This window comes from Halobaculum sp. MBLA0147 (assembly GCF_041361345.1).
Classification (GTDB): Archaea; Halobacteriota; Halobacteria; order Halobacteriales; family Haloferacaceae; genus JAHENP01.
In genome coordinates, this window is record NZ_JBGKAD010000001.1 from 1,048,604 (window position 1) to 1,075,588 (window position 26,985).

The window sequence follows — 26,985 nt, forward strand, 5'->3', positions numbered from 1 at the left end:
GTCGAGAGGGCACGGGCAGCGAGACGGGGCAGCGTGGGGTCGAACCCAGAGCGGGTCGAGTCGGGTGACGGCGCGACCGGTTCCGACTCGGTTCGGCGTGGCGGTACCACCGCCACCGCTGGTCCGTCTCAGACCGTCGCGGCGCTAGACCCCTCGGCGTCCGGGTCCACCCCGTCGGCCTCGGTCAACTGGCGGACGGTCAACACGGGGACTGGACACGAGCGGACGACGCGCTCGGCGACACTCCCGATCAGGAAGCGGTTCTCGCCGTGGCGCCCGCGCGTGCCGACCGCGACGGCGTCGGCACCGATCTCGCGGGCGTAGTCGGAGATCTCCGTCGCGGGGCGCCCCTCGCGGACGACGCCGGTCACGTCACAGTCGAGATCGGCCGCACGACGCTGCACCTCGACGATGGCCTCGCCGCCCCGCTCCTGGAGCGCGTTGCGCATCTGGTCGCGGACGGCCGCGGGCGAGGAGTCCACCTCGCTGGCGTCGACGACGTACAGCGCGTGGACCGACGCGTCGAACCGCTCGGCCAGATCCAACGCCGCGCCGACGGCACGACTCACACTGGCGGAGCCGTCGGTGGCGATGACGATGGTGTCGATCACACGACGGACTTCGCCGGCACCCGTGAAAAACGCGCCGGGTCGTCGGGCGCGGGGCGACGAGCGGTACCACGTGGGTCGAACCGCTCGGGGCGTCTGGACCGTCCGGATCGGCTAGATCGTCCGCGGGCCGCTCCACCGGGGAGGGGAAGGTCTTTGACGAGGCCCACACACCCACGAGTATGGACGACGCGTTGGCGGTGGATCGCGTGCTGGTCCCGGTCGACGGGAGCGAGGAGTCGCTGGAGGCGGTCGAGTACGCGGTGGCGGTGGCCCGGCGGTACGACGCCGCCCTCCACGCGGTGTACGTCCTCGGCGAGGAGGTCGTCCGTGCCATCGAGACCGGAGCCGTCGACCACGAGGCCGTCGCCGAGGAGACGGAGGCGTTCACCGACACGGTCCGCGAGCAGTGTGCCGCCGCGGACGTACCCGTCTCGACCGCCATCGCCTACGGCTTCTCGACCCGCCGGAAGACGACACACCCGGGCAGCGCCATCCTCGACACCGCCGAGGAGATCGACGCCGACTTTCTCGTCGTCCCCCGCGAACCCGTCGCCGGGGAACCCGGCGAGGTGCTGGAGAAGGCCGCCGAGTACGTCCTCCTGTACGCGAGTCAGCCCGTCCTCTCCGTCTGAGACGCGTCTCGTCGGCTGGTCGCTCGGACGTCCGCCGATCGGAAGTCTGCCGGTCAGAACTCGTCCTCGAAGTCGAACTCGCCGTCGCTGTCGAGTTGTGCGAACGCCTCCTCGGCGGTGAGCGTGTCGAGTGTACGGTCCATCTCGCGGCGGATCTCCGCCATCCGCTCGACGAGGGCCTCGTACTCCTCGGAGTCGTGTTCGTTGGCCGACTCCAAGGCGGCCTTCTTCGAGGCGAGCGCGAAGAACTCGCGACTCTTGCGGTCGTAGGTGCGCCGCTCCAACAGCACCTCGACGACCGCGTGCACCTCCTCGCGTTCGACCGGCTTGGTGACGTAGTCGTCGAACTGCATCTCGGCGATGTCCGTGTCGGGTTCGACGGCGGTCAACATCGCCACCTGCGCGCCGACGCTCCGGCGACGGATCTCCGCGAGCACCTCGTCGCCCGACAGATCCGGCATCCGTCGGTCCAACAGCGCCACGTCGACGTCGCCGTCCACCCGTTCGAGTGCCTCCTCGCCGCTCGTGGCCGTCACGACCTCGTACTCCGACTCCAACCACGTCGCGTACAGCGCGGTCAGGTCGGTCTCGTCGTCGACGACCAACACCGTCGCCGACTGCTCGGTGGACTCCATCCCTCTCGTCTTCACAGTACGGACGGGTGTAGGTAAATCACGCGGTACGGCGGACGGACCTGGATCCACGAGTCGTCGACGCCGTCAGACGACCGGTTCGACGACGCTACCCGGTGTTCGGGGAGGGCTCGTGTGTCGCACGAGCCGCGTGGGCCGCGCGGATCGTGTGGGTCGCCCGAGCCGCGTGTGCTGCACGGATCGTGTGGGTCTCACTCCGGTGGCGCGAGCCGCGCGGATCGTGTGGGTCTCACTCCGGTGGCGCGAGCCGCGCGGATCGTGTGGGTCTCACTCCGGTGGCGCGAGCCGCGCGGATCGTGTGGGTCTCACTCCGGTGGCGCGAGCCGCGCGGATCGTGTGGGTCTCACTCCGGTGGCGCGAGCCGCGCCGCCATCTCCAACTCGAAGGACTCGGCGTCGCTGGTCTCGAAGCCGACCTTCTTGTAGAGGCCGACGGCAGCGCGGTTCCACCGCTCGACGGAGAGCCAGACCCGCTCGACACCGGCGGCGGCGCCGTGCCCCAACAGCGTCTCTATGAGGACGGTGCCGACCCCGACCCCCTGGTACGGCTGGTTGACGAAGATCGCGAGTTCGTAGGCGTCCTCGTCGGGCACGAGCGTCGCGTGGCCCGCCACCTCGTCGCCGTCCCACGCGAGGACGTTGTAACAGTCGTCGGTGAGGATCGAGTCGAGCCACTCGCGGATGCGGTGCTCGCCGCCCGGCGGGATCCCCTGTGCGCGGTCGGCGGCGTCGAAGTCCTCGTACATCGCGACCAGCGCCTCGCGCTCGTCGTCGCCGCCGTCGAAGGCCCGCAACTCGATCGTGCGACCCTCGTCGTCCGTCGTCGTCACCGGCGGCGGGTCGTACGGGCCGGCAGACTCGTCCGGGTAGAGACGATCCGTCATCGTCACCGTACCAACTTCACCGACACCGGCGCGTTCAGGAGGACGAACTGCGCGATGGAGCCGAGGTTGATCTTCCCCATCGGGCTGGTCTCGCCGCCGCCGAGTGCGATCTGGTCGAACCCCTCTGCCTCCGCGATCTCCACGAGACGACTCCCCGCGTCACCCTCGACGCGGCGCACCTCCGCCTCCAGCGGCACGTCCGTCAGCGTCGCGCGGACCCGATCGACGATCTCGTCCGTCGAGCGGTCCGACTGCGGGTTCTCGACGACCGCCACCGTGAGCTCGTCACCGGCGGCCAGCGCGCGCTCGACGGTCGCGTCCAACGCGGTCAGCGAGTCCGCGCTGCCACCGATCCCCAGGAGTACTTTCACGTCCCGTGGTGGCACCTGCCACGAACAAAAGGTTGCCGTCCGGCGGTCGCCCGCGTCGTCACCCACCGGTGTCGTCTCCGCTCCCGTCGGTGTCGTCACCCGGCTCCACCGCCTCGACGGCCTCGACGAGTCGTGGGAGGAACATCCCCACGTCGGTGACCATCCCGGTGGCCTGCGCCGAGCCACGGTCGACGAGTTGGGTGACCGTCGCGGGGTCGATGTCGACGCAGATCGTCGGCGTGTCCGAGGGGAGACAGTTGCCGACCGCGACGGAGTGGAGCAGGGTCGCGAGCAGCAACACCACGTCGGCGTCCTGCGCCTGCTCGCGGATCGCGCCCTGCGCGGCGACGGTGTCCGTGATCGTGTCCGGCAGCGGCCCGTCGTCGCGAATCGAGCCCGCCAGGACGTACGGCACGTCGCCCGTCACACACTCGTACATCACCCCGGAGTCGATCAGTCCGTCCTCGACCGCGGCGGGGATCGACCCCGCGCGGATGATCGACCCGATGGTGTAGATGTGGTGTTTGTGCCCCTTGCGCGGGTGGTCGAGTGTCTCCACGTCGAGCCCGAGCGAGGTACCGTAGAGGTCCCGTTCGAGGTCGTGGACCGCGAACCCGTTGCCCGCCGAGAGCGCGTCGACGTAGCCCGCTCGCACCAACTCCGCCAGCGCGTCGCGGCCACCGGCGTGGATCACCGCCGGCCCGGGGACGACGAGGACGTTCCCGCCGTCGGCCTGCGTCTCGACGATCACCTCGGCGATCTCCCGCACCAGCGACTCCGAGGGGCGCTCGCTGGAGACCCCACCCTGCATGAACCCGAACGGGCCCTCGGCGTCGCGCGGGCGCTCCGGCGGGTGGACGCGCACGCCGGCCTCGCCGACGACCACGAGGTCGCCGGCCTCGACGCCCGAGAGCGGTTCCGTGTACGCCCGCGGGCCGCCCTCGGCGTCCGGGTCGACGACCACGGCACAGTCCATCTCGGTGCCCTCCACCGCGATCCACGCCCCGTCGTAGCGGACCTCAGTCCGGTGGTTCGTGGTGGAGTAGAAGTCCTTCGGGACGACGCGGTCGGCGGGTGCGTGTTCCACCGCGGCGTCGACCGGGTCCGCGACGGTCGCGCCGTTCTGGTGGAGTTCGTGGAGGATCGACTCCAACTCGGCGGCGGTGTCGGCGGCGACGGTCATCCGGCAGTAGGAGGTCTCGTCTTTCCGCGAGCCCACGTCGAACTGTTCGACGTGGAACTCCCCGCCCATGTCCATCACCACACCGAAGGCGCGTTGCATCGTCCCCGAGTCGATGACGTGCCCGGTGAGTTCGACGGTCCGTTCTGGCACGGCCCTACCGACGCGGGTGGCGGAGTTAAGCGTTCGTCTGCTCACCCGAAGCGGTCGAGGCCAGCCTGCCGACGGGCGACGCCGTCGGGGTCGCGGACCCACGGGGTGCGCTCGGCTCGGAGCCGCGCCACGTCGACCGCGGGCGGGTCGGCGGGGTCGTGGCGCGGACAGTCCGCCCCGCAGTCGTGGCCGGGGTCGACGACGCGCTCGAACGCCTCGCAGTACGGGAGGCCGTCGTCGTCCGGGACACACCGGGCGCAGGCGGGGTACGTCGTCGGTCGCCAGCCGCCGCCGTAGACGCGTTCGGCGATCCGGCGGCGACGGCGGCGTTTCGCGGCGGCGGAGACGACGCGCACGTCGGTCGCGGCGGCGCGTCGCTCGCCGACCTCGAGGCCGGCGTCGGCGGGCGAGAGTGGCTCCGGGTCCCGGACCACCTCGCGGGTCCCCGCCTCGGGGTCGAAGCGCCAGACGCCGACGGGGTCCGGGATGCGGTTGAGGTGCGCGCGGGTGACGTGGCTGGCGGTGGCGAGGACGACGCGGTCGAAGAGCCCGAGGCTGGCGTCGCGGCGGAGTTGGTCCGCGAGGTCGCCCGGGCGGTCAAGGTCGGGCTTGTTCTCGACCCCGACGAGGGTGTCGAACCAGTCGTCGGGGTAGCGGGTGGGTTGGCGGACGAGTTCGGTGCCGTCGCGCCACTCGCGTTCGAGGAAGCCGGCGTCGACGGCGGCGTCGACCACGTCGTCGCGGCGGTCGGGGTGTGTGTCGAGGACGGCCTCGGGGCGGCGCGCGCGGCCGACGCCGAGGTCGCTCTCGATCACGGCAGGAGGGATGGCGTCGGTGCCGATCTCGGCGCGGTCGTCGAACGCGGGGCCGGGAGCGAGGCCGACCACGTCGATCACGCGGCGGCCGGGGTCGGCGACGGCGGCGCCGAGTTGGCGGCCGAGCACCCACTCGCGGGAGGGGTCGCGTTCGAGGTGGGCACACAGCGCGAGTTCGAAGCCGTACTCCACGGGGCGTGGGTAGTGCCACGCAGAGAAAAGTAGTGTGTCGGCGGGGCGGTGTGGGGTGGTGTGGGGTGGTGTGGGATGGTGCGGGTGGTGTGGGGTGGTGGGGAAGCAGAACAGAGTGGCGCGGTGCGGATGCGGTGGCGGAGCGGTGCGGTTGCGGCACCAGCACACCCACCGCGAGCGCGCCGTCCGGCGCGCTCGCGGCCCTTTTTGATCGAGCTTTTTTCCTCGGGTGGCGCGCGCAGCGCGCCACCCCGAGGAGTGAAAAAGGTCGTAGCGAACGGTTGAAGACCCAGAGCCACGACCCACTACGTATGTACGATCCGGACGACCTCGAGCAGATCCGCGAGGAGAAAGACGAGTGGGAGGCGGAGACGCTCGGCCCGACACTCGACCGGTTCGGCGAGCGCGAGGAGACGTTCACCACCGACACGGGTGGCCAAGAGGTGAAGCGGCTGTACACACCCGCGGACGTGGCGGAGTTGGACTACGACGAGGATCTGGGGTTCCCGGGCGAGGAGCCGTACACGCGCGGGGTGTACTCGACGATGCACCGCGGGCGCCTGTGGACGATGCGGCAGTACGCCGGGATGGGGACGGCCGCGGAGACGAACGAGCGGTTCAACTACCTGATCGACAACGGCTCCTCGGGGCTGTCGATGGCGTTCGACCTGCCGACACAGATGGGGTACGACTCCGACGCCGCGATGGCACAGGGGGAGGTCGGCAAGAGCGGCGTCGCCATCGACTCGCTGGCGGACTTCGAGCGGGTGTTCGACGGCATCCCGCTGGACGAGGTGTCCACCTCGATGACGATCAACGCACCCGCGTCGGTGCTGTTGGCGATGTACGTGGCCGTCGGCGATCGACAAGGTGTCGACCGCGAGCAACTCCGCGGGACGATTCAAAACGACATCATGAAGGAGTACATCGCGCGGAACCTCTACATCTACCCGCCCGAGCCGTCGATGCGGCTCATCACGGACATCTTCGAGTTCTGTGCCGAGGAGACGCCGAACTTCAACACGATCTCCATCTCGGGGTACCACATCCGGGAGGCGGGCGCGACCGCCGCCCAGGAGATCGCGTTCACGCTGGGCAACGGGATCGAGTACGTACAGGCCGCCGTCGACGCCGGGTTGGACGTGGACAGCTTCGCGCCACAGCTCTCCTTCTTCTTCGCGGCGCACAACAACATCTTCGAGGAGGTGGCGAAGTTCCGCGCCGCGCGACGGCTGTGGGCGAAGATCGTCGAGGAGCGGTTCGACCCGGACGACCCCGCGAGCAAGCAGCTCAAGTTCCACACCCAGACCGCCGGCTCGACGCTGACGGCCCAACAGATCGAGAACAACGTCGTCCGCGTCGGCTACCAGGCGCTGGCGGCGGTGTTGGGCGGCACCCAGAGTCTCCACACGAACGGGAAAGACGAGGCGCTGTCGCTGCCGACGGAGGAGTCGGTCCGGACCGCGCTGCGCACCCAGCAGATCCTCGCCCACGAGTCCGGCGCGGCCGACACCATCGACCCGCTGGCAGGGAGCTACTACGTCGAGTCGCTGACGGACGAGGTCGAGCGGGAGGCACGCGAGATCATCGCGGACGTGGACGAGCGCGGTGGGATGTTGGAGGCCGTCGAGAGTCAGTACGTCCAACGCGAGATCCAGGACGTGGCGTTCGACCGCCAACAGGAGATCGAGCGCGGCGACCGGATCATCGTCGGCGTCAACGAGTTCGAGGTGGAGGACGACGAGACGGAGATGGACTTGGAGGACGTGAGCGAGGAGGAGGAACAGAACCAGATCGACCGGGTCCAAGAGTTGCGCGAGACGCGCGACCAGGAGGCGACGGACGCCGCGCTGGCGGCGCTGCGGGACGCCGCCCGCGGGGACGCGAACGTGATGCCGTACATCGTCGACGCGGTGAAGGCGTACGCGACGGTCGGCGAGATCTGCGACGTGTTCCGCGACGAGTTCGGGGAGTACCAGCCCGGACGGGCGTAGTCTCGACCGGTCGGCTCGGTCGTTCGGTCGTCCGCACCCGTACCGCCCACACGCCTCCCCAGCCGACTCGCTCGCTCCGCTCGCTCGTCCTACGCCAGAGCAAGCTCTGACGAGGTCTCACTCACTCCGTTCGCGAGACCCTCGCGCGCTCGGTTCGCGCACGAGAGCGAGAACCGCGCGCGCCCGCCGGTCGGTGAACCTGGCGTCTACCGGTGGAGTGTTCACCGCACTCCGTACGGCGGGTATTTACTGTCGCGGGGCGAACCGGACGCCCGATGCACCTCGATCACGTCGGCGTCGCGACGGACGACGCCGCCGACCTCGCGGCACTGTTCGCGGACCTGTTCGACACCGAGATCGCCCACGAGGAGGCGTTCGACGGCCTCCACGTCGTCTTCCTAGACGTGGGCGACGGCGACGGGCCGTACCTCGAACTGCTCGAACCGCAGACAGAGGAGGGGGCCGTCGCCGGGTTCCTCGAGCGCGAGGGGCCGGGACTCCACCACGTCGCGGTGGCGACCGACGACGCCGCGGCGGCACTGGCGGGTGCCGAGGCGCTGGGCCTGGAACTGGTCGACGAGGAGCCACGACCGGGCGCGTGGGGCCACGACGTGGCGTTCCTCCACCCGGGCTCGACCGGCGGCGTGTTGGTGGAGTTCGTCGAACACTGAGACGGCGGGTGACCGTCGCGACCCGGAACCACTACGTCGTCCCGGGCCGGAGCGGCGAGTATGCGCGACTGGCTGGCCCACCGGACCGCGTCGACGCCGGACGCGGAGGCACTCGTCGCGGCGGGATCGGGCCGCACGTGGAGCTACGAGGAACTGGACGAAGCCGCGGAGGCGATGGCCGGGAGTCTCGCGGCGCTGGGACTGGAGGCGGGTGACCACCTCGCCGTCTACCTCGACACGCGCGTGGAGTACGTGACACTGGTTCACGCCGCGATGCGACTCGGGGTGCGACTCGTCCCCGTCTCCGACCGGCTGACGGCGGCGGAACTCGGCCCGCGACTCGACCGCGCCGACCCGACCGCGGTCCTCGTCGGCGCCGAGACGGAACGCCAGGCAGTCGCCGTCACCGCCGACGGCGACGAACTGATCGCCGGTGACGACGACACCCACGAGGCGTCAGACGAACCAGACGACTCCGGGGGTGACCACTCCTCCGAGACGGAAGACGACGCAGCGAGCGACGGGAGTGGTGGCGACGAGACCGACGAGTCCGACGACGCCGACGACCCCGACGAGTCCTCGGAGACGGACGGCGGGACGGAGGAGACCGTCGAGATCGACGAGGCGGAGGCCGACGGCGACGACGGGCCGGTCGTCGAGGTGCCGGTGTTCTCGCTCGACGAACCGGAGTGCGAGCGCGTCGCCCACCTGAAGTCGGTCGAGCCGGTGGCGGTCGACCGCCACGACTGGACGCCGTCGGACCCGCTGGTGTACCTGTTCACGTCCGGCTCGACGGGGCGGCCGAAGCTCGTCACGCTGTCGGCCGGGAACGTCCGGCGGTCCGCCGTGGCGCTGGGCTTCCGACTCGGGATCGACCCCGGGGACCGGTACCTGCTCACGCTGTCGCCACACCACACCGGGGGACTGATGCCGCTGTACCGGGCGGTGTTGGCGGGGACGAGCGTCGTCCTCCGGACGGAGTTCGATCCCGGCGGGGCGGCCGACGACATCCGGCAGTACGACGTGACGGGGGTGTCGCTGGTCCCGACGATGCTCAAGCGGATGCTGGACGCACGCGGGACGCTGTCGGACTCGCTGCGCGTGGTGTTGCTCGGCGGCGCGCCGGCACCGGAGGAACTGCTCGAACGCTGTCGCGACTACTCCGTCCCGGTCCACCCCACCTACGGGATGACGGAGGCGGCCTCGGGGATCACCGTCGCGACGCCGTCGGAGGCGTTCGACCACCTCGGCACCGTCGGGCGACCGCTGGTGTGGACGGAGGTGACCGTCCGCGACGACGACGGCACCGCACTGCCGGCGGGCGAGGTCGGGGAGCTGGTCGTCGACGGGCCGACGATCACGTCCGGGTACTACGGCGACGAGGCGGCGACCGACGAGGCGATGGGCGAACACGGGCTCCGGACGGGCGACGTGGGGTACCGCGACGAGGACGGCTACCTCTACGTGCTCAACCGGAAGGACGACCGGATCCTGACCGGCGGCGAGAACGTCGACCCGGGCGAGGTGGTGACGACACTGCGGGACCACCCGTCGGTCGTCGACGCGGCGGTGGTGGGTGTCCCGGACGACGAGTGGGGCGAGCGCGTCGCAGCGCTCGTCGTCCGCGGCGACGAGTCGACGACCGCGGCAGACGTCGAGGAGTTCTGTCGCGAACGGCTCGCCGGATTCAAGATCCCGCGGACGATCCGCTTCACCGACGACCTCCCGCGGACCGACTCCGGCACCGTCGAGCGGCCGGTCGTCCGCGAGCGGCTGGCGGCGGCCGCCGAGTCCGCTATCGGGGACGCGGAGACGAGCGACGTGGAGCCCGCCGACGAGAGTGCGAGTGGAACGGAGGCGGGTGAGGCGGACGCGACCGGACCGGAGACCGCCGACGAACAGACACGAGAGTCGGAGCCAGGAGACGTGGAGTCGGAGCCAAGAGACGTGGAGTCTGAATCCGACTCCGACGTGGACGACGCGGAGGCGACGGGCGACGAGCCGCGCAGGGAGACCGGTGCGGGTGCAGAGGCGAGGGGGGAGGACGGCGACACGGAGGCGGGAGGCGACGACGCGGCCGCGGACGAACCGACGGCGGCCGGTGGTGGTGAGAGAGCCGAGTCCCTTCCAGCCGACGACGAGACGCGAACCGAGTCGGAGTCGTCGGACGACCCGGCAGACCTGGTCGAGGCGGCGACGGAGAGTGGTGCCGACGATCCGGCAGATCTCGGCTTCGACGACGACGCAGTGGGTGCCGACGACGGCGCCAGAACTGCCGACGACGGCGCGACGGGTGCCGACGGCGCGGCGGGTGCCGACGGCGCGGCGGGTTCCGACACCGCGTCGGGTGCCGACGGTGAGACGACCGCGGGTGACACGGGTGGCACGGAGCAGCGCCACGAGACCGACGACACCGGCGACGGCGAGCCGGACGCGTAGCTCCGACACGAGTCGGTCCGGTCGAAGAAGAGTCGTCTCGTAGGAAGCCGTCCAGGGACGGTCGCCCGCGGCCGCGATCAGTTCTCGATCACGTCGACGAAGCGGTCGAACACGTCGTCGGGCGTCCCCTCGCCGGACACCTCGACGAGCGAGCCGAGTTCGCGGTAGTGCTCGACGACCGGCTCCGTCTCCTCGGCGTACACGCGGAGTCGTTCGCGGACGGTCTCCTCCGTGTCGTCCTCGCGTTGGACCAACTCGCCGCCACAGTCGTCACAGACACCCTGCTCCGCGGGCGGGTCGAAGTCGACGTGGAACGTCGCGCCACAGTCGTCACACACCCGCCGGCCGGTGAGGCGGTCGACGAGTTCGGCTTCGGGCACGTCGAGGAAGACGACGTAGTCCAACTCCGTCTGTTCGGAGAGGTACTCCGCCTGGTCGAGGTTGCGCGGGTAGCCGTCGAGGACGAAGCCGTCGGCGTCCGCGAGCGCGGTGACGACGATCTCGTTGACGACGGCGTCCGGGACGAGTTCGCCCGCGTCCATGTACGCCCCCGGCGTGTCGTACTCCAACCCCAACTCGGAGATGTCCATCTCCTTGTTGTTCCGCAACGCGTCACCCGTGGTGATCACGTCGAGGTCGTAGCGGTCGGCGATCCGGTCGCCCTGTGTCCCCTTGCCTGCACCCGGCGGTCCCAACAACAGCACGCGGTGGTCGTCGCTCATACGCGCAGCGTCGGCGGCCACGGTAAAAGGTGTGCGGAAGTTCGACCGATCCGTCGTGGTCGGCGGCCGATCCGTCGTGGTCGTCTGGCGACGCGCACGCCGTGATCTCCCACCGAACTCGACGCCTCGCCGTCAGTCGAACCGCACGCCGAGGTCGTGGAGGTCGTCGTTCTCCCGGGCGACGTTGATCAACAGCGGGGTCAGCGACTCCACCTCGGGCGCGTTGCCGAGCCCGCCGGCACGCAGCGCGCGGAGGCCGTCGATCTCCTCGGCGAGGCGGACGATCCGCGAGACGGCGTCGTCGGCGTCGCCGAACACCAGCGTGTCGATCCCCAACGGGGCGTCCAGCGCCGCCAGCCGCCCGGCGGCGAGGTTGTGGAACGCGCCGACGACCGGGACGGCGTCGGGCGTCTCCTCGCGGACGAGTGCGGCGACGCTCCCGGTTCCCGGCGGGTGGTACGAGAAGCCGTCCTCGTCCCGTTGCATCCCCGCTGCGGGTGTGACCACCACGTCGTCGGCGTCCAACCCGTCCGCGACCGTCTCGACGGTGTCGGCGACGTGGTACGGCGGGACGGCCAAGACGACGATCTCGGCCCGATCCGCAGCCATCTCGTTGGTGAACCCCTTGATCGCCAGGTCGTCCGGGTCGCCACCGGTGTCGGCCGCGACCGTCTCGGCGTACGCCGTCGCCGCCTCGCGTGCTCGCTCCGGGTCCCGCGACCCGACCAGCAGTTCGTGGTCCGTGTCGCGTCCCCACCTGACCGCGAGCCCCTCACCCACGTCGCCGGTGCCGCCGAGTAGTGCGATTCGCATAGTGTCTCGTGAGGCCGAGACCCGGGTAAGGGTTGCGTGACCGGACGGGGTTGCCAGTCCCCCGCCGCAGTGGTAGTCGACCAGTTCGGATCGCGGCGGTCCGACGCGATCCGACACGGACCGCCAGGCCGGGCGGAACCTCAACCGAGGAACGCACGCAGTCGGGCGACGAGTCCCTCTCCGCGTGGCGAGTGCGGGTAGACCGTGACGGTCGTGCAGCCGAACGCCCGAGTCGGGGGCTCGCCGCGGGTGCGGAGGCCACGGAGTCGTCGGTCGCGGCGCTCTCGGACGACGACGTCGGGGTCGGCCGGGAGGCCGCCGTCGGTGAGCACGGAGGACGACTGGACGCGGACCGGCAACTCGGCGGCGAGTGTCTCTGCGTACGCCGCGAGTGCGTCCGCGGAGTCGTCTCCGTCGGCGGTCGCGGCGGCACCGGGCGCCCACAGGGAGAGCACGCCGTCGTCGGCCTCCACGAGTGTCGTCCCGACCTCGACGACGAGCGGGTGGTAGGGGACACTCCACCCACTCACGACGACGCTCTCGGGCGACTCGTAGCCGAGGTTGTCGACGAGCAACACGTCACAGGGTGCGTGGCGGACGATCCAGTCCACCGGGTCGCCGAACAGTCGCGACCGGAGCCGCAGCGGTTCGTGTTCCGTCACGATCGTGTCGACACCGCGCGACTCGGCGACGTTGACGACGGCGTGTTTCGTGTCGTGGCTCACCACCTCGTCGGCGACCACGTCGACGCCGAGTGTCTCGGCGAGTGTCTCCACACGCCGCTCGAAGGCACGGTCCGCCGACGACTGCACCGTCACCGCCTCGGTGAGCGGGACCTGGTCGGGCACCTCCTGGAACCGGACGACGGAGACGCGGCCGTCGGGGCCGACGAGATCCGCCGCGAGTTCGATCAACGATCGCTCGCGGAGGTCGCCGAGTGGCTTCGTCACGGCGACGAGCACGTCGCGGCGCGTGTCTCCGTCGACGGCTGTGTCGACGCCGTCGACCGGCACCGTCGGCTCCGACGCGTCACCGCGGGGGGCTGCACCGAGCGTCACACTCGGGCGGTCGATCCGCGGACGCGCGTAGACGACGTACCAAGCGACGCTCCCGACGACGATGACGACGGCACCGATCAACGCCACCGTCCCCATCTGTGTCAACAACAGCAGACTCGCGACGACACCGAAGAGCTGTACCCACGGGTACAGCGGGGCGGTGAACGACGGGTCGTAGTCACTCCGGCCCTCGCGGAAGGCGATCACGGCCAGGTTCACCAGCGCGAAGACGAGGATCTGGAACGCGCTGGCGAGTTTCGCGATCTCGAGGATCGGCACGAACGCGATCAACACGAGCAACACCGCCCCGGTGAGCGTGATCGAGGCCGTCGGCGTCCCGAAGCGGTCGCCGACCGCGGACAACGACGCCGGCACGAGTCGGTCGCGGCTCATCGCGAACGGGTACCGCGACGCGGACAACACGCCCGCGTTGGCCGTCGAGACGAGCGCGAGCACGGCCGCGACGATCACCGCGACTACGCCCGCCGTCCCGAGCGTCGCCTCGGCGGCGACGGCCACGGGCGTCGCGGAGCCCGCGACGCTGCCGGGGTCGGTCACACCCACCAGCACGGCGACGATCCCGACGTACAGCAGCGTCGTGAACGCCAGCGAGCCGAGGATCCCGAGCGGGATGTTCCGGTCGGGGTCCTCGACCTCCTCGGCCACGCTCGCCACCTTCGTCACGCCGGCGTACGACACGAAGACGAGCCCCGTCGCGGCGACGAGCCCGCCGACACCCGAGTCGAAGAAGCCGGCGTAGTTCCCCTGGGCGACGCTCGGGGCGCTCCCGGCGGCGAACCAGCCGAGCGCCGCGAGCATCACCGTGACGACGGCCAGTTGGAGGCGGCCGGTCTGTTCCGCGCCGACGAGGTTGACGAGGATCAACACGGCCGCGAGTCCGAGTGCGACGGGCTGGAGCGGCAGGTCGAACAACAACAGGAGGTACGGGACACCGCCGACGAGCGCGAGTGCGCCCTTGAACGACAGCGAGAACCACGTGCCGACGCCGGCGACGGTCCCCAGCAGTGGCCCCATCCCGCGTTCGATGTAGACGTACGTGCCGCCGGCCTCCGGCATGGCGGTCGCCATCTCCGACTTCGAGAGCGCCGCCGGGAGCACCAACAGGCCCGCCAGCGCGTACGCGAGGATCACCATCGGACCGGCGAGTTCCAGCGCCAGTGCCGGGAGGATGAAGATGCCACTCCCGACCATCGCGCCGATGCTGATCGCGAGGACGGACGGGAGTCCGAGGTCCCGTTCGAGGTCCTTCACAGGTCCCCCACGAGCCTGTCGGCGAGCGTCCCGGTCACACACAGCGGTTCGTGGCCGGCCTCCGCGAGCGGCTCACACCGCCGGTCGTCGTGGACGAGGACGACCGTCCGTGGCGTCTCGAACCGGGCACGCGCCAACTGTGCCAACATGAAGTTCCGCCGGTCCGAGGGCGTCGCCAGGATCAGCGTCGAGGCGCCGTCGACACCGGGAGTGTCCAACGGGTCCGTCGACGCGCCGTCTCCCGGGGCGATCGGTCCGAGAGCCGGACCGTCGTCGGGCCGGGCGACGGCTCCCGGCGTGTCGCCGGTCCGTCGAGCGTCCTCGTCGCGTGGTGTGGCACCGTCCCGAGAGAGACCGTCTCCGGCGGAGTCTCCCCCGAAGCGTGACGTAGGCTCCGACTCTGGAAGTGCCGTCTGCGCTCGCTCCCGGTCCAGTGGTCGATCGTCGACGGCGGTCGCGGCGTACCCCGCCGCACGCAGTCGCTCGGCGATACCCGCACCGACGCGTCCCCCACCCACCACGACGTGAGTGGCTCCCGCAGCCGAGGCGGTCGACTCGTCTCCGCTCGTGTGAGTTCGTGTCACGGTTGTCACCGTCCGTCGCCACCCCGCGTGGCGAGAGTCACCCGACCTTACCAGACGGAACAGCATAAACGACGCGGTTTTGAAGACGATCCGTCACGAGAGTCGGCTCTCAATCCGGTTTCGTGATCGACGGTACGGTCGACGGTGAACGACGCCTGTCGTCGGACGCGGCGACGCGGTACGGTCGCCGGTCGGGGACCACTCGCGGTACCGGCGCGCTGGCGTCGGGAGAACCACGTCACTGGGTGCGTCGGCGTCGGGAGAACCACGTCACTGGGTGCGTCGGCGTCGGGAGAACCACATCACTGGGCGCGCCGGGGTCGGCAGAGGCGCGCCACTGGACGCACGGCTGTCGACGGAGCCACGACACAGGTTCCGAGGACGAGTCGACGAGACGGGGCGTCGCGCGGGAGACAGACCTATACCCGTCGCGTGGCCTACCAGAGGGAGATGAGAGACGGCGAGTTGGACTCCGTCGACGAGCAGATCCTGTACCACCTCCAGCGGGACGCCAGACGGACGTCCTCGCGGGAGATCGGCGAGGCGCTCGGGTTGTCGCCGAGCACGATCCGGACGCGACTCAACGAACTCGAGGACAGCGGGATCGTCCGCGGGTACCACGTCGACGTGGACTACGAACGCGCTGGCTACCCACTGTACACGAAGATCGTCTGTACCGCGACGGTGCCGGATCGCGACGACCTCGCGAGCCGTGCTCGTCGGATCGAGGGTGTGACCGCCGTCAGAGAGGTGATGACGGGGGAGCGCAACGTCTACGTCAACGCCATCGGGGAGTCACACGACGACCTCAACCGGATCGCGACCGAACTCGACGAACTCGGACTCACCGTCGTGGACGAGCAACTCGTCCGCGAGGAGTACGTCTGTCCGTACCACGGCTTCCGAGGCGAGGAGACGAGAGGCGGAGACGAGGACGGGAGTGGAGACGACGAGAGTCCAGGCCGAGACGGAGACGACGGCGACACGACGGGGTGACTCGTCTCGTTCGACCGCCTACGCCAACAGCTCAGGCAACTCGTTCACGTCCTCGACCACGAGACTCGCGCCGGTCTCGGTGAACGCCGCACGCCCGGACTCGCCGGTCAACCCGCCGGTCAGGACGCCGACGCCGTAGTAGACTCGTTCGTCGTCGACGGCGTCGGCGTTCGTCGCCGTCCGTACGTCGTCCAGCGTGTCGCCCGCGAACGCGACCCGCTCGGCGTCGGTGCGCTCGGCCAGCGTCGTGAGCGCGCTCGGGTCCGGTTTCCCCGCCGTCCAGTCGTCCATCGTGAACCGTCGCTCGGCCGGCACGTCGAGCCCGACGCGGTCGAGCGCGATGTCGGCCTCCGCCGACGGGCGACCGGTGAGGACACACACCGGGTAGCGGTCCGTCAGGGTCGCGACCGTCTCCGGGTCGACGAGCACCGGCTCGTCGTGGACGTACCCCGTCGTCTCCACCGGCGGCTCGCCCCCTTCGAGGTCGCGGTACAGGTCCGCGCCGAGGTACAGCGCCTGGAAGGTGTCGCGGAGCCGGTCGGGGTCCCACGCCCGCTCGACGGTGTCGGCGACGTCGCCCAGCGCCGCCGCGAGGACCGACCGCGCCCCCTCGCGCCCGCCGCCGGCGTCCGCGATCGCGGCGGCGTACGCCTCGGGGTCGGCGTCGTACCCCTCGCGGCGCGCCAACACGTAGAGTGCGAGCGCGTCGGTGACGAGCCAGTCGTTGTTGAACCCGCCGGCGTCCTTCAGCGGTTGGATCGCCGCCCGCGGTGGGTCGGCGTCGTACACCCGTGCGACCGACTCGACGACGGCGCGGCGGTAGGAGTCCGCCACGTCCACCAACACCCCGTCCACGTCGAGGACGACCGTGTCGACCTGCATCGCTCGTCGTGATGCGGCCGGCGGGCTTGGGTGTTGTGCTCGGCGGTCGCCGCACGGCTCGAGGCGGTGAAACGACGGACTTTCCACCGGTGACTCGTCTACGACCGGGCCATGACCGAGACGAGTGGGTCGGACGTGGCGGCCGAGCTGACGACGGCACGAGCGCAGACGGCGTTGCAGGCCGCACGAGCGGGGGCGTCGGTGGCGGCCGAGCACTTCCGCTCGGACGTGGCCGTCGAGACGAAGGGCGGCGACACGGACGTGGTGACGGTCGCCGACCGGGAGGCACAGGCGGCCGTCGTCGAGACGGTCGCGGACGCGTACCCCGACGACGAACTCGTCGGGGAGGAGGGAGACCTCCGGAAGGACGTGCCCGACGAGGGACCGGCGTGGGTGGTCGACCCCGTCGACGGGACGAACAACTTCGTCAGAGGACTCCGGACGTTCGCTACCGCCGTGGCGGCGGTCGTCGACGGCGAGCCCGTCGCCGCCGCGAACGTCCTCCCGGCGGCGGGCGACACGTACGTCACGGACGGCGAGGCGGTGTACCGCGACGGGACGCCGGTGACGGTCAGCGACGTGACGGAGCCCGGACTGGGCTGTGTGGTGCCGACGGTGTGGTGGCCGCCGGAGCGGCGCGCGGAGTACGCCCGGGCCTGCGAGGGGATCGTCTCGCGGTTCGCGGACCTCCGGCGACCGGGGTGTGCGCAGGCGGCGCTGGGGAGGCTCGCCGCCGGCTCGCTGGAGGGTGTGGTCACGAACGTCGAGTGTAACCCGTGGGACACGGTCGGCGGAGTCCACCTCGTGCGGACTGCCGGCGGGCGCGTGACGAACCTCGACGGGGAGCGGTGGCGCGTCGGCGACCGAGGACTGGTCGCCTCGAACGGCCACCTCCACGACGAGGTGCTCGCCGCGGCTCGCGAGATCGACGCGGAACTGTAGGGCGATCGGCTCCGGGGTCGAGGTGTCCACACCGCCCGGGATCGCCGTCCGAAATCGGGAAGTGGACACGCGTGGCAGGGTCACGCATGGAACTGGACGAGACGGATCGGGAGATCCTCCGGATCCTCCAGCGAGACGCGCGGACGCCGTTCTCGGAGATCGCGCGCGAGATCGACATGTCGAGCGCGACGGTCCACGAGCGCGTCTCGCAGATGGAGGAGACGGGCGTGATCGACGGCTACCACGCCGCCGTCGACCCGGACGCGGTGGGGTACGGCGTCTCCGCGCTGGTCGGCCTCCGGGTCGAGCAGGGCCACGAGGACGAGTCGCTGGCGCGGCTCCGCGACGTACCGGGCGTCAGGGAGATCCACCTCACCACCGGAGAGTGGGACGTGATGATGCGCGTGTACGCGGAGGACACCGACGGACTCCGGGACCTCATGTTCGAACAGATCGCCGACATGGACGGGTTCGACCGCTCGCAGACGATGGTCGTCCTCGACACCGACTACGAGGAACACGGCGTCGACTTCTGAGACGATCACCCACGGGACGTGAGGCGACTCCCGACACGACCCTCCACGGGACGCGAGAGGAATCCCGACACGACTGCCACGAGCCACGACGCGACTCCCGACACGATCACCCACAGGACACGACGCGACTCCCGACACGATCACCCACGGGACACGACACGACTCTCGAGCGACCGATCACGGACACGCGGACACACGGGTCCGGACCGGAGTTCGCTCGCCGATCGAGTTTGGTTCTACTAGTCTACGGACGTATTCACGTGAGAAACTATTATCCCCAGGTGGCGGTACGGTTCGCACGTGAGCATCGGCGCGGAGCAGGCGGCCAAGTTGGAGGCGCTTCACTTGGCCGCCTCGGAGATCGCGAACGCCACGACGACCGAGGAGGTGTACCAGACGGCGGTCGACACCGGCGAAGACGTGCTCGGCTTCGACGTGTGTGGGGTGTTCGTCGCCGACGACGGGGAGTTGCGCCCCGTCGCACAGAACGACACGTCGGTGACGCTGGAGACGTACCCCGACGACAAGGGCGCACTCGGCGAGACGTACCAGACCCAGGAGTCGTTCCTCATCGAGGATGCGGCCGACGACGAGGTGTCCGAGCCGTCCGACGACTCCTTCGCGTCGGGCGTGTCGGTGCCGCTGGGCGACATCGGCGTGTTGCAGGCGATCTCCACCGAGCCCGCCTACTACGACGAGACGGACGTCGAACTGGCGGAACTGTTGGCCGTCCACATCCGGGAGGCGGTGGCGCGCATCCGGTCGAAGCGGGACCTGCGGGAGTCGAAGCGGAAGATCGAGCGACTCCACCGGGTCGCCACGTCGCTAGAGTCGGTGACCGACCGCGGGACGTTGTTGTGGGCTGCCGTCGAGGCCGCCAGCGACATCCTCGAGTTCGACTGGTGTCTGCTCGCGCGCGAGGACGACGGCGTGTTCCGGGTAGAGGCCGCCTCCGAGGAGACGCCACTGGACACGGGCGACGAGATGTTCGCGACCGACGAGGGCGTCGCGGGCCACGTCGTCGAGACGGGCGAGTCGTTCGTCGTCGACGACGCCCACGACCACCCGGTCGCCAACCCCGCCCACGAGTCGTTCCGGTCGGGACTGGTGGTGCCGGTCGGCGACGCGGGCGTGTTCGCCGCCGTCGACGACAGGGTCGGGATGTTCGACGAGCAGGACATGGAGTTGGCCGAACTGCTCGCCGCCAGCGTCGGGGAGGCGTACGACCGGATCGAGGCGCGCGAGCAGCTCCGACGGCGACAGGCGGAGCTGGACCTGTTGAAGGAGGTGCAGTCGCGCGTGTTGCGCCACAACCTCCGCAACGACCTGAACGTGATCGGCGGGGCGGCCGCGGAGGCGCGCGAGGCCGACCCCGAGCGGCGGGCCGACCTGTTGGACACCGTCGAGCGGACCGCCGAGCGGCTGGCTGCGACGAGCGAGCGCGTCCGGGAGATCAAGCGTGTCGTCGACCACGCCGACCGAATCCGGACGTTCGAGGTGGCCGAGACGGTGCGGACGGTGACGGAGGGACTCGACGAGAGTCACCCGGACGCGACGCTCGTGACGGACGTCCCCGACGGCGTGACCGTCCGGGCACACAGTGACTTCCCGCTCGCAGTGCGGTGTCTCGTCGAGAACGGAATCGAACACGACGACGGGGTACCGCGGGTCGAGGTGTCCGCGACCCGGAGTGGCGACCGCGTTCGACTGCAGGTGCGCGACGACGGACCGGGCATCCCGGACCACGAGGTCGAACCCATCGAGCGCGACCGCGAGACGGACCTCGAACACGGCAGCGGCGCCGGACTGTGGCTCGTCCGCTGGGTCGTCGACCGGTCGGACGGCAGCTTGCACTTCCCCGACACCGACGACGGGACCACCGTCCTCGTCGAACTCCCCGGCCCGGAGTGAGCCGACCGGCCGGCTCGGCGACGGAGTGAGGCGAAGGGGGTCGGCTCGGCGACGGAGTGAGACGAGGGACCGACGCCGTGCCGACACGTCGGGGGCCGAGATCCGCCGACGGCACGGGACTCGCGGTCCGCGCCGACGGCGTGTGACTCCGTGACGATCCGGTGGCGTGTCCGTGACGCTTAAGTGGTGGACAGGCGTGCGTCCGAACGCAGACCTGTAGGGGTGCAGACCCCGAGTCCGGAGACGGGCGACGATACGACAGCCGAGTTGCGGTAGCCTAGCCTGGCCCAAGGCGCTGGGTTGCTAACTCAGTGGCGTAAGCCTCCGGGGTTCGAATCCCCGCCGCAACGCTGTCTAGACCACAAGACATGAGTGCAGAAGACCACCGAGACACGCCAGACGAGCAGGAGGACGACGAGGACCTCCAGTACTTCGTCCGGATCGGCCAGACCGACCTGGACGGGACGAAGACAGTCGAGCGTAGTCTCACCGAGATGAAGGGTATCGGCCAGCGTGCGGCCCGCCTCATCGTCGAGACCGCCGAGGTCGACCGGACGGCCACGTTCGGTCGCCTCGACGACGAGGAGATCGAGGGCGTCGTCGACGTCGTCGAGAACCTCGCAGACCACGCACCGGAGTGGATGGTCAACCGCCAGAAGGAGTTCTACTCCGGCGAGACCAGCCACGAGGTGGGGTCCGACCTCGAGGAGGCGCGTCGCCACGACATCAACCGCATGAAGATGATCGACTCCTACCGCGGTGTCCGCCACAAGCGCGGCCAGAAGGTCCGTGGACAGCGAACCAAGTCCACCGGCCGGACGGAGGGCACCATCGGCGTCAACGTCGAGGAGATCCGCGAAGAGCAGGCCGAAGAGGCAGGTGACGAGGAATGACGACCGGCGAGTCCACCAAGCGGTACGAGACGCCGAACCACCCGTACCAGGAGGAGCGGATCGCCGAGGAGTCGGAACTCCTCGGGCGGTACGGTCTCAAGAACAAAGAGGAGCTGTGGCGCGCACAGTCGGAACTGCGGAACTACCGGCGCGAGGCGCGACGGCTGATCGGCGACGCGCAGGGTGACCTGGCGGCCGCCGAGACCGCGGGCGCGGAGTTCGTCGAGAGTCTCCAGCGCGTCGGGATCCTCGACGAGACCGACGACCTGTCGGCGGTCCTGTCGTTGGACGTGACCGACGTGCTCGAACGGCGACTCCAGACGGTCGCGTACCGCCAGGGGTTGGCGAACACGACCGAGCAGGCGCGACAGTTCATCGTCCACGGGCACGTCACCGTCGACGGCGCACGGGTCACGCGACCCGGCTACCAGGTCGAGGTCCACGAGGAGGACGCCGTGAGCTTCGACGAGACGAGTCCGCTCGCGGACGAGCTACACCCCGAACGAGCGGAGGGACAATAGATGAGCGAGTCACAGGCACAAGACAAGTGGGGCGTCGCCCACGTGTTCGCATCGTTCAACAACACGCTGATCACGATCACGGACGTGACCGGCGCGGAGACCATCGTGAAGTCCTCGGGCGGCTCCGTCGTGAAGCAGAACCGCGACGAGGCGTCCCCGTACGCCGCGATGCAGATGGCCGAGAAGGTGGCCGAGGAGGCTCAGGCCGAGGGCATCGAGGGCGTCCACGTCCGCGTGCGCGGACCCGGCGGCAACGCACAGAAGTCGCCGGGGCCGGGCGCCCAGCCGACGATCCGGGCGCTGGCCCGCGCGGGGCTGGAGATCGGTCGTATCGAGGACGTGACTCCGATCCCGCACGACGGGACGCGCGCACCCAAGAAGAACCGTCTCTGACATGACAGACGAGTTCGACGTGTCGTTCGTCACGCGCGAGGATCGCTCCGCCCGTGTGCTGATCCGTGGGCTCACGCCCGCGACGGCCAACGGGGTCAGGAGAGCCATGATCGCCGACGTGCCGACGTTCTCCGTCGACACGGTGCGGTTCGTGGAGAACTCCTCGGTGATGTTCGACGAGATGGTCGGCCTCCGGCTCGGGTTGGTGCCGTTGACCACCCCGTTGGCGGACTACGAGGTCGGCGACACCGTCACCCTCGCCTTGGAGAAGGAGGGGCCGGGGACGGCGTACTCCGGCGACCTCGAGACGGCGGACGACCGCGTCCAGCCGGCCGACGAGGACATCCCCATCATCGAGCTGAAGGAGGGGCAACGGCTGGAGTTCGAGGCCGACGCGGTGCTCGACACCGGCAAGGACCACGCCAAACACCAGGGTGGCGTCGGGGTCGGCTACCGACACCTCCAGCGGGTGGAGGTCGTCGGCGACCGCGAGGAGTTCGACGAGCCGGAGCCGCAGATCCTCCGGGGCGTGATCGAGACGGAGGACGGCGAGGTGCTCCACACGGACGAGTTCGACAACGACCTCACGAACCGGTACCCGGGGAAGGAGGTCCGCGTCGAGGACGTGCCGGGGGCGTTCGTCTTCAACGTCGAGTCGGACGGCTCGTTGTCCGCAGAGGAACTGTTGGTGCGTGCGGTCGAGTCCCTGCAGGACCGCGCGGACGAACTGGCAGACGCAGTCGCAGTCTGAGACCGATGTACGGCTCCACCACACACCACGGCGCACGCCCGACGACGGGCCACCGGTCCGTCGGTCGGTCGTGTCCGATCGAAACTGGTTTACGGGGAGCCGCGCAACGACGGAGTGCACGCAGGGATAGCCAAGTTTGGCCAACGGCGCGGCGTTCAGGGCGCCGTTCCATAGGGATCCGCAGGTTCAAATCCTGCTCCCTGCACTTCTCGGCTCGACCACACGGGAGAGCCGTGAGTGCAGCGGACGGATTCGAGCCCCGGGAGTCGCCTCGCGTCTCCCGACGGTTCGAGTCCTGCTCCCTGCACTCCGTTCTACCGACGAACTACGAGACACAGCGAAATCTCCCTGAGACCGTTCACCTGGAACGGGCGGTCGTAGACGGGTCGATCGTGGACACGCGTGTCCACGACGCCCGTGTCGCGACCGGCGTCTCACGACACACAGGAGGTCACTATGAGTAGCAGCAAGACCAATCCACGACTACAGGATCTCGTCGCCGAGCTGAAGTCGGTCGCACGCGAGACCGACGCCGGTGTGTGGCGCGACGTGGCGGACAGACTCGAGAAGCCGCGCCGCACCCACGCAGAGGTGAACCTCGGTCGCATCGAGCGGTACGCAGACGAGGACGCCGACGAGACGGTGATCGTCCCGGGCAAGGTGCTCGGCTCCGGCGTGCTCACGAAGGAGGTCACCGTCGCGGCGGTGAACTTCTCCGGCACCGCCGAGACGAAGATCGACCAGGTCGGTGACGCGATCCGACTGGAGGAAGCGTTGTCGAACAACCCAGAGGGCTCGAACGTGCGGGTGATCCGATGAGCGTCGCAGAACTCGACGCGGACGTCGTCGTCGACGCCCGCGACTGTATCCTCGGGCGCGTCGCCTCGAAGGTGGCACAGCGTGCACTCGACGGCGAGACCGTCGCGGTGGTCAACGCCGAGCGCGCCGTCGTCACCGGCAACGAGGAGTCGACGCTGGAGACGTTCCGGAAGCGGCGGGACGTCGGCTCGGACCGCGGGCCGGCGTACCCGCGGCGTCCGGACGGCATCTTCAAGCGCTCGATCCGCGGGATGTTGCCCCACAAGAAGCCGCGTGGCCGCGAGGCGTTCTCGTCGGTCCGCGTGTACGTGGGCAACCCGTACGCGGACGACGACGACTTCGAGGCGGAGGTGCTGGAGGGCACCTCGCTGGATCGCTTGTCGAACATCAACTTCACCACCCTCGGTGCGGTGTCCGAGGACCTTGGAGCGAACGTCACATGGTAACGAACACGTCCGGGAAGAAGAAGACGGCCGTCGCCCGTGCCACGGTGCGGGACGGCGAGGGCCGCGTTCGTATCGACTCCACGCCGGTGGAGCTCGTCGAGCCGGAACAGGCACGACTGAAGATGCTGGAGCCGTTCCGCATCCTCGAAGACGACCTCCGCGACGAGGTCGACATCTCGGTGTCCGTCGAGGGCGGCGGGTTCTCGGGGCAGGCCGACGCGGTGCGGACGGCCGTCGCCCGTGGGCTCGTCCAACACCTCGGGGACGCCGAACTGCGGGACGCGTTCATGAGCTTCGACCGCTCGCTGCTGGTGAACGACGACCGCCAGTCCGAACCGAAGAAGTGGGGCGGCCCCGGTGCGCGGGCCCGCTACCAGAAGTCGTACCGCTGAGGTGATCCACCCATGATGATCCCAGTCCGGTGTTTCACGTGTGGTACCGTCATCGGTGACGACTGGGAGGAGTTCAAGGAGCGCGCCCGCGAGGGTGACGAGGACCCCGGCGCGGTGCTGGACGAACTCGGCGTCGACCGGCACTGCTGTCGGCGCATGATGGTGAGTCACACCGACCTGGTCGACGTGGTGAGTCCCTACCAATGAGCGGCAACTCCACACAGCGGTACAACCGGTACGAGAAGGCCCGGATCCTCGGGGCGCGAGCGCTGCAGGTGGCGTACGGTGCGCCGGTGCTCGTCGAGACCGAGCAGAGCGAACCGATCCTCATCGCGGCCGAGGAGTACGACGCCGGCGTGTTACCGTTCACGGTGCGCCGGGAGGGCCGGTAGGTGACGCTCGTCGAGGCGGTCTCGTTGCGTCGCGTGCTCGACTCGCGGGGGAACCCGACGGTCGAGGCGGACGTGTTGACCGAGGCGGGCGGCTTCGGTCGCGCGGCGGCGCCCTCCGGGGCGTCGACGGGCGAGTTCGAGGCCGTCGAGCGACCGCCGAGTGAGGCCATCGCCGCGGCTCGCGAGCACGCCGTCCCCCGACTCGTCGGGGCGGTCCACGCGGGCAACCAGCGGGAGGTCGACGCCGCACTCCACGCCGCCGACGGGACGGACGACTTCTCGGAGCTCGGCGCCAACGCGGCGGTCGCGATCTCGATGGCGGCGGCGAAGGCCGGCGCGGACACGGTCGGGTTGCCGCTGTTTCAGCACCTCGGTGGCTCGTTCCGCGGGGCACAGACGACGTTCCCGACGCCGTTGGGCAACGTCGTCGGCGGCGGGGAACACGCCGCAGAGGCGACCGCGATCCAGGAGTTCCTGGCCGCGCCGGTCGGCGCGCCGTCGGTCGCGGAGGCAGTCTTCGCGAACGCGGAGGTCCACGCGGCCGTCGCAGACGTGTTGGACGAGCGCGGGATCGCCGCCGCGAAGGGCGACGAGGGGGCGTGGGCGCCGCCGATCGACGACGCCGAGGCGTTCGAGGTCGTCGACGAGGCGGTCGACCGCGTCGCCGAGGCGCGCGGCTTCGAGATCCGGTTCGGCCTCGACGTGGCGGCCTCGGAGATGTACGACGCCGACGCGGAGGTGTACCGCGCGGGCGACACCGAGCGGACGCCGGCCGAACAGCGCGACTGGATCGCCGGGCTCGTCGACGAGTACGACCTGGCGTACGTCGAGGACCCGTTGGACGAGACGGACTTCGACGGGTTCGCCGAGTTGACCGACCGCGTCGGCGACCGGACGCTGGTGTGTGGTGACGACCTGTTCGTGACCAACGTCGAGCGGCTCGACCGCGGGATCGAGACGGGTGCCGGCAACAGCATCCTGATCAAGCCCAACCAGATCGGTACGTTGACGGACGCGTTCGACGCCGTCGAGCGCGCCCACCGTGCCGGGATGGACGCGGTCGTGTCACACCGCTCGGGCGAGACGGAGGACACCACCATCGCACACCTCGCCGTGGCGACCGACGCCCCGTTCGTGAAGACGGGGACGGTCGGCGGCGAGCGAACTGCCAAGCTGAACGAACTGGTTCGAATCGCGGAGGACGCCGTATGAGCAACAGCGAGAACACGACAGACGAGGCCGACCCCGAGGCGGCCGCCGAGGGGACGGAGACGGAGGCCGAACAGAGCGAGCCGGCGACGGAGCCGGCGGAGACGACCGACGAGACGCCGGAGACGAGCGAGGCGAGCGACGCCGGCGCCGCGGAGCCGGTCGACGCGGCGGGTGCCGGCGAGGCGGCCGCCGAGGGCGACGGCGACGAAGAGGAAGAGGCGGGCCCGCGCTTCGACGAGAACGTGATGCCCGACGACGAGGCGGACCTGCTGATCCCGGTCGAGGACTACCTCTCGGCGGGGGTTCACATCGGGACCCAGCAGAAGACGCAGGACATGGAGCGGTTCATCCACCGCGTCCGCGACGACGGGCTGTACGTGCTGGACGTGAGCCAGACGGACGGCCGCATCCGGACGGCGGCGAACTTCCTGGCGGGGTACGACCCCGAGCAGGTGTTGGTCACCTCCTCGCGGCAGTACGGTCGGTTCCCGGCCGAGAAGTTCGCGGACGCCATCGGCGCCCGCGCACGCACCGGGCGGTTCATCCCGGGGACGCTGACGAACCCGGAGTACGACGGCTACATCGAGCCGGACGTGGTGGTCGTCACGGACCCGATCGGCGACGCGCAGGCCGTCAAGGAGGCCATCACCGTCGGGATCCCCGTGATCGCGATGTGTGACTCCAACAACCAGGTCTCGAACGTCGACCTGGTCGTGCCGACGAACAACAAGGGGCGTCGCGCCCTCTCGGTCGTCTACTGGCTGCTCGCCAACGAGACGCTGGACCGCCGCGGGGCGGAGCCGACGTACGCGCTGGACGACTTCGAAGCGGACATCTAGACGCCACTGCCTTCGAC

30 protein-coding genes and 2 tRNA genes are annotated in these 26,985 nt (G+C 70.0%); 21 read left to right on the top strand and 11 right to left on the bottom strand.

The genetic code is table 11. The features are described from left to right. Nucleotides 1–128: 128 nt before the first annotated feature. On the bottom strand, nucleotides 129–611 hold the full coding sequence (locus tag RYH80_RS05020) for a universal stress protein (RefSeq protein ID WP_370902767.1): 483 nt from the start codon (nucleotides 609–611) through the stop codon (nucleotides 129–131). Nucleotides 612–790: 179 nt separating this feature from the next. Here RYH80_RS05020 and RYH80_RS05025 point away from each other — a divergent pair, with 179 nt between their 5' ends. Next, complete coding sequence (locus RYH80_RS05025) at nucleotides 791–1,243, top strand: universal stress protein (protein ID WP_370902768.1); 453 nt, start codon at nucleotides 791–793, stop codon at nucleotides 1,241–1,243. A gap of 53 nt (nucleotides 1,244–1,296) precedes the next feature. Here RYH80_RS05025 and RYH80_RS05030 read toward each other — a convergent pair whose 3' ends face one another. From RYH80_RS05030 to RYH80_RS05050, 5 genes are all read right to left on the bottom strand, one after another. After that, the gene (locus RYH80_RS05030; RefSeq protein ID WP_370902769.1) at nucleotides 1,297–1,878 is read right to left on the bottom strand and encodes a response regulator transcription factor; all 582 of its coding nucleotides are present in this window, start codon (nucleotides 1,876–1,878) and stop codon (nucleotides 1,297–1,299) included. Nucleotides 1,879–2,239: 361 nt separating this feature from the next. Further along, entirely contained in the window at nucleotides 2,240–2,779 is a 540-nt protein-coding gene (locus tag RYH80_RS05035) for a GNAT family N-acetyltransferase (protein ID WP_370902770.1), read from the bottom strand. 2 nt (nucleotides 2,780–2,781) lie between these two features. After that, nucleotides 2,782–3,150: a universal stress protein gene (locus RYH80_RS05040; RefSeq protein ID WP_370904656.1), complete on the bottom strand. Its 369-nt coding sequence runs from the start codon at nucleotides 3,148–3,150 to the stop codon at nucleotides 2,782–2,784. Between the two features lie 58 nt (nucleotides 3,151–3,208). Next, nucleotides 3,209–4,483, bottom strand: a complete 1,275-nt coding sequence (locus RYH80_RS05045; RefSeq protein WP_370902771.1) for an ornithine cyclodeaminase, nickel-pincer nucleotide-dependent — start codon at nucleotides 4,481–4,483, stop codon at nucleotides 3,209–3,211. A 41-nt stretch (nucleotides 4,484–4,524) separates the two neighbouring features. Further along, a complete protein-coding gene (locus RYH80_RS05050; protein ID WP_370902772.1) occupies nucleotides 4,525–5,490 on the bottom strand; it encodes a DUF5787 family protein in 966 nt (321 codons plus the stop codon). 311 nt (nucleotides 5,491–5,801) lie between these two features. On the opposite strand from RYH80_RS05050, the gene RYH80_RS05055 reads away from it, so the two are divergent. The 3 genes from RYH80_RS05055 to RYH80_RS05065 all read left to right on the top strand — a co-directional run bounded on the left by RYH80_RS05055 (nucleotide 5,802) and on the right by RYH80_RS05065 (nucleotide 10,594). Further along, nucleotides 5,802–7,484, top strand: coding sequence for an acyl-CoA mutase large subunit family protein (locus tag RYH80_RS05055; RefSeq protein ID WP_370902773.1), 1,683 nt, complete (start codon nucleotides 5,802–5,804; stop codon nucleotides 7,482–7,484). 275 nt (nucleotides 7,485–7,759) lie between these two features. Beyond that, nucleotides 7,760–8,155 carry a methylmalonyl-CoA epimerase gene (gene mce / locus RYH80_RS05060; RefSeq protein ID WP_370902774.1) on the top strand — a complete coding sequence of 132 codons (396 nt, stop codon included), beginning with the start codon at nucleotides 7,760–7,762 and terminating at the stop codon, nucleotides 8,153–8,155. 60 nt (nucleotides 8,156–8,215) lie between these two features. Further along, nucleotides 8,216–10,594 carry an AMP-binding protein gene (locus tag RYH80_RS05065; protein WP_370902775.1) on the top strand — a complete coding sequence of 793 codons (2,379 nt, stop codon included), beginning with the start codon at nucleotides 8,216–8,218 and terminating at the stop codon, nucleotides 10,592–10,594. Between the two features lie 77 nt (nucleotides 10,595–10,671). On the opposite strand, the gene RYH80_RS05070 is transcribed toward RYH80_RS05065, so the two are convergent. The 4 genes from RYH80_RS05070 to RYH80_RS05085 form a co-directional block, all read right to left on the bottom strand. Continuing rightward, nucleotides 10,672–11,316 (bottom strand): adenylate kinase, encoded by a 645-nt coding sequence (locus RYH80_RS05070; RefSeq protein WP_370902776.1) that lies wholly within the window; start codon nucleotides 11,314–11,316, stop codon nucleotides 10,672–10,674. A 132-nt stretch (nucleotides 11,317–11,448) separates the two neighbouring features. Then, nucleotides 11,449–12,129, bottom strand: a complete 681-nt coding sequence (npdG, locus tag RYH80_RS05075; RefSeq protein WP_370902777.1) for an NADPH-dependent F420 reductase — start codon at nucleotides 12,127–12,129, stop codon at nucleotides 11,449–11,451. Between the two features lie 140 nt (nucleotides 12,130–12,269). Further along, on the bottom strand, nucleotides 12,270–14,459 hold the full coding sequence (locus RYH80_RS05080) for an amino acid permease (RefSeq protein WP_370902778.1): 2,190 nt from the start codon (nucleotides 14,457–14,459) through the stop codon (nucleotides 12,270–12,272). Beyond that, entirely contained in the window at nucleotides 14,456–15,043 is a 588-nt protein-coding gene (locus RYH80_RS05085) for an NAD-binding protein (protein ID WP_370902779.1), read from the bottom strand. Before RYH80_RS05085 ends, RYH80_RS05080 begins: the two co-directional genes overlap by 4 nt. 450 nt (nucleotides 15,044–15,493) lie before the next feature. Here RYH80_RS05085 and RYH80_RS05090 point away from each other — a divergent pair, with 450 nt between their 5' ends. Next, nucleotides 15,494–16,039: an Lrp/AsnC family transcriptional regulator gene (locus RYH80_RS05090; RefSeq protein ID WP_370902780.1), complete on the top strand. Its 546-nt coding sequence runs from the start codon at nucleotides 15,494–15,496 to the stop codon at nucleotides 16,037–16,039. 18 nt (nucleotides 16,040–16,057) lie between these two features. Here RYH80_RS05090 and RYH80_RS05095 read toward each other — a convergent pair whose 3' ends face one another. After that, nucleotides 16,058–16,921: a TIGR01548 family HAD-type hydrolase gene (locus tag RYH80_RS05095; protein ID WP_370902781.1), complete on the bottom strand. Its 864-nt coding sequence runs from the start codon at nucleotides 16,919–16,921 to the stop codon at nucleotides 16,058–16,060. Between the two features lie 111 nt (nucleotides 16,922–17,032). On the opposite strand from RYH80_RS05095, the gene RYH80_RS05100 reads away from it, so the two are divergent. The 16 genes from RYH80_RS05100 (at nucleotide 17,033) to rpsB (ending at nucleotide 26,968) form a co-directional block, all read left to right on the top strand. Further along, entirely contained in the window at nucleotides 17,033–17,863 is an 831-nt protein-coding gene (locus RYH80_RS05100; protein WP_370902782.1) for an inositol monophosphatase family protein, read from the top strand. An 86-nt stretch (nucleotides 17,864–17,949) separates the two neighbouring features. Beyond that, nucleotides 17,950–18,399 (top strand): Lrp/AsnC family transcriptional regulator, encoded by a 450-nt coding sequence (locus tag RYH80_RS05105; protein ID WP_370902783.1) that lies wholly within the window; start codon nucleotides 17,950–17,952, stop codon nucleotides 18,397–18,399. 300 nt (nucleotides 18,400–18,699) lie between these two features. Then, entirely contained in the window at nucleotides 18,700–20,310 is a 1,611-nt protein-coding gene (locus RYH80_RS05110) for a sensor histidine kinase (RefSeq protein ID WP_370902784.1), read from the top strand. Between the two features lie 266 nt (nucleotides 20,311–20,576). Then, a tRNA-Ser gene (locus RYH80_RS05115) sits at nucleotides 20,577–20,660 on the top strand. 18 nt (nucleotides 20,661–20,678) lie between these two features. After that, nucleotides 20,679–21,203: a 30S ribosomal protein S13 gene (locus tag RYH80_RS05120; RefSeq protein WP_370902785.1), complete on the top strand. Its 525-nt coding sequence runs from the start codon at nucleotides 20,679–20,681 to the stop codon at nucleotides 21,201–21,203. Continuing rightward, nucleotides 21,200–21,724, top strand: a complete 525-nt coding sequence (locus tag RYH80_RS05125; RefSeq protein WP_370902786.1) for a 30S ribosomal protein S4 — start codon at nucleotides 21,200–21,202, stop codon at nucleotides 21,722–21,724. Before RYH80_RS05120 ends, RYH80_RS05125 begins: the two co-directional genes overlap by 4 nt. After that, nucleotides 21,725–22,117, top strand: coding sequence for a 30S ribosomal protein S11 (locus RYH80_RS05130; RefSeq protein WP_370902787.1), 393 nt, complete (start codon nucleotides 21,725–21,727; stop codon nucleotides 22,115–22,117). A 1-nt stretch (nucleotide 22,118) separates the two neighbouring features. After that, on the top strand, nucleotides 22,119–22,868 hold the full coding sequence (locus RYH80_RS05135) for a DNA-directed RNA polymerase subunit D (RefSeq protein ID WP_370902788.1): 750 nt from the start codon (nucleotides 22,119–22,121) through the stop codon (nucleotides 22,866–22,868). Between the two features lie 120 nt (nucleotides 22,869–22,988). Next, nucleotides 22,989–23,073: transfer RNA gene (locus RYH80_RS05140), tRNA-Leu, on the top strand. A gap of 251 nt (nucleotides 23,074–23,324) precedes the next feature. After that, nucleotides 23,325–23,687, top strand: coding sequence for a 50S ribosomal protein L18e (locus RYH80_RS05145; protein WP_370902789.1), 363 nt, complete (start codon nucleotides 23,325–23,327; stop codon nucleotides 23,685–23,687). Next, the gene (locus RYH80_RS05150) at nucleotides 23,684–24,133 is read left to right on the top strand and encodes a 50S ribosomal protein L13 (protein WP_370902790.1); all 450 of its coding nucleotides are present in this window, start codon (nucleotides 23,684–23,686) and stop codon (nucleotides 24,131–24,133) included. The genes RYH80_RS05145 and RYH80_RS05150 overlap by 4 nt, the downstream gene beginning before the upstream one ends. Further along, entirely contained in the window at nucleotides 24,127–24,525 is a 399-nt protein-coding gene (locus RYH80_RS05155; RefSeq protein WP_370902791.1) for a 30S ribosomal protein S9, read from the top strand. The genes RYH80_RS05150 and RYH80_RS05155 overlap by 7 nt, the downstream gene beginning before the upstream one ends. 12 nt (nucleotides 24,526–24,537) lie before the next feature. Beyond that, on the top strand, nucleotides 24,538–24,732 hold the full coding sequence (locus tag RYH80_RS05160; RefSeq protein WP_370902792.1) for a DNA-directed RNA polymerase subunit N: 195 nt from the start codon (nucleotides 24,538–24,540) through the stop codon (nucleotides 24,730–24,732). After that, on the top strand, nucleotides 24,729–24,917 hold the full coding sequence (locus RYH80_RS05165; protein WP_370902793.1) for a DNA-directed RNA polymerase subunit K: 189 nt from the start codon (nucleotides 24,729–24,731) through the stop codon (nucleotides 24,915–24,917). The genes RYH80_RS05160 and RYH80_RS05165 overlap by 4 nt, the downstream gene beginning before the upstream one ends. Further along, a complete protein-coding gene (gene eno / locus RYH80_RS05170) occupies nucleotides 24,918–26,129 on the top strand; it encodes a phosphopyruvate hydratase (protein WP_370902794.1) in 1,212 nt (403 codons plus the stop codon). Further along, nucleotides 26,126–26,968, top strand: a complete 843-nt coding sequence (rpsB, locus tag RYH80_RS05175) for a 30S ribosomal protein S2 (protein ID WP_370902795.1) — start codon at nucleotides 26,126–26,128, stop codon at nucleotides 26,966–26,968. The genes eno and rpsB overlap by 4 nt, the downstream gene beginning before the upstream one ends. Nucleotides 26,969–26,985 lie beyond the last annotated feature (17 nt).

Excerpts from the sequence above, each read along its gene's own strand:
- RYH80_RS05070 (WP_370902776.1), bottom strand. The coding sequence starts at position 11,316 with ATGAGCGACGACCACCGCGTGCTGTTGTTGGGACCGCCGGGTGCAGGC.
- RYH80_RS05035 (WP_370902770.1), bottom strand. The coding sequence starts at position 2,779 with ATGACGGATCGTCTCTACCCGGACGAGTCTGCCGGCCCGTACGACCCG.
- mce (WP_370902774.1), top strand. The coding sequence starts at position 7,760 with ATGCACCTCGATCACGTCGGCGTCGCGACGGACGACGCCGCCGACCTC.
- RYH80_RS05125 (WP_370902786.1), top strand. The coding sequence starts at position 21,200 with ATGACGACCGGCGAGTCCACCAAGCGGTACGAGACGCCGAACCACCCG.
- RYH80_RS05150 (WP_370902790.1), top strand. The coding sequence starts at position 23,684 with ATGAGCGTCGCAGAACTCGACGCGGACGTCGTCGTCGACGCCCGCGAC.
- RYH80_RS05030 (WP_370902769.1), bottom strand. The coding sequence starts at position 1,878 with ATGGAGTCCACCGAGCAGTCGGCGACGGTGTTGGTCGTCGACGACGAG.
- rpsB (WP_370902795.1), top strand. The coding sequence starts at position 26,126 with ATGAGCAACAGCGAGAACACGACAGACGAGGCCGACCCCGAGGCGGCC.
- RYH80_RS05145 (WP_370902789.1), top strand. The coding sequence starts at position 23,325 with ATGAGTAGCAGCAAGACCAATCCACGACTACAGGATCTCGTCGCCGAG.
- RYH80_RS05065 (WP_370902775.1), top strand. The coding sequence starts at position 8,216 with ATGCGCGACTGGCTGGCCCACCGGACCGCGTCGACGCCGGACGCGGAG.
- RYH80_RS05160 (WP_370902792.1), top strand. The coding sequence starts at position 24,538 with ATGATGATCCCAGTCCGGTGTTTCACGTGTGGTACCGTCATCGGTGAC.
- RYH80_RS05105 (WP_370902783.1), top strand. The coding sequence starts at position 17,950 with ATGGAACTGGACGAGACGGATCGGGAGATCCTCCGGATCCTCCAGCGA.
- RYH80_RS05025 (WP_370902768.1), top strand. The coding sequence starts at position 791 with ATGGACGACGCGTTGGCGGTGGATCGCGTGCTGGTCCCGGTCGACGGG.
- npdG (WP_370902777.1), bottom strand. The coding sequence starts at position 12,129 with ATGCGAATCGCACTACTCGGCGGCACCGGCGACGTGGGTGAGGGGCTC.
- RYH80_RS05155 (WP_370902791.1), top strand. The coding sequence starts at position 24,127 with ATGGTAACGAACACGTCCGGGAAGAAGAAGACGGCCGTCGCCCGTGCC.
- RYH80_RS05090 (WP_370902780.1), top strand. The coding sequence starts at position 15,494 with ATGAGAGACGGCGAGTTGGACTCCGTCGACGAGCAGATCCTGTACCAC.
- RYH80_RS05095 (WP_370902781.1), bottom strand. The coding sequence starts at position 16,921 with ATGCAGGTCGACACGGTCGTCCTCGACGTGGACGGGGTGTTGGTGGAC.
- RYH80_RS05120 (WP_370902785.1), top strand. The coding sequence starts at position 20,679 with ATGAGTGCAGAAGACCACCGAGACACGCCAGACGAGCAGGAGGACGAC.
- RYH80_RS05135 (WP_370902788.1), top strand. The coding sequence starts at position 22,119 with ATGACAGACGAGTTCGACGTGTCGTTCGTCACGCGCGAGGATCGCTCC.
- RYH80_RS05055 (WP_370902773.1), top strand. The coding sequence starts at position 5,802 with ATGTACGATCCGGACGACCTCGAGCAGATCCGCGAGGAGAAAGACGAG.
- RYH80_RS05130 (WP_370902787.1), top strand. The coding sequence starts at position 21,725 with ATGAGCGAGTCACAGGCACAAGACAAGTGGGGCGTCGCCCACGTGTTC.
- RYH80_RS05165 (WP_370902793.1), top strand. The coding sequence starts at position 24,729 with ATGAGCGGCAACTCCACACAGCGGTACAACCGGTACGAGAAGGCCCGG.
- RYH80_RS05100 (WP_370902782.1), top strand. The coding sequence starts at position 17,033 with ATGACCGAGACGAGTGGGTCGGACGTGGCGGCCGAGCTGACGACGGCA.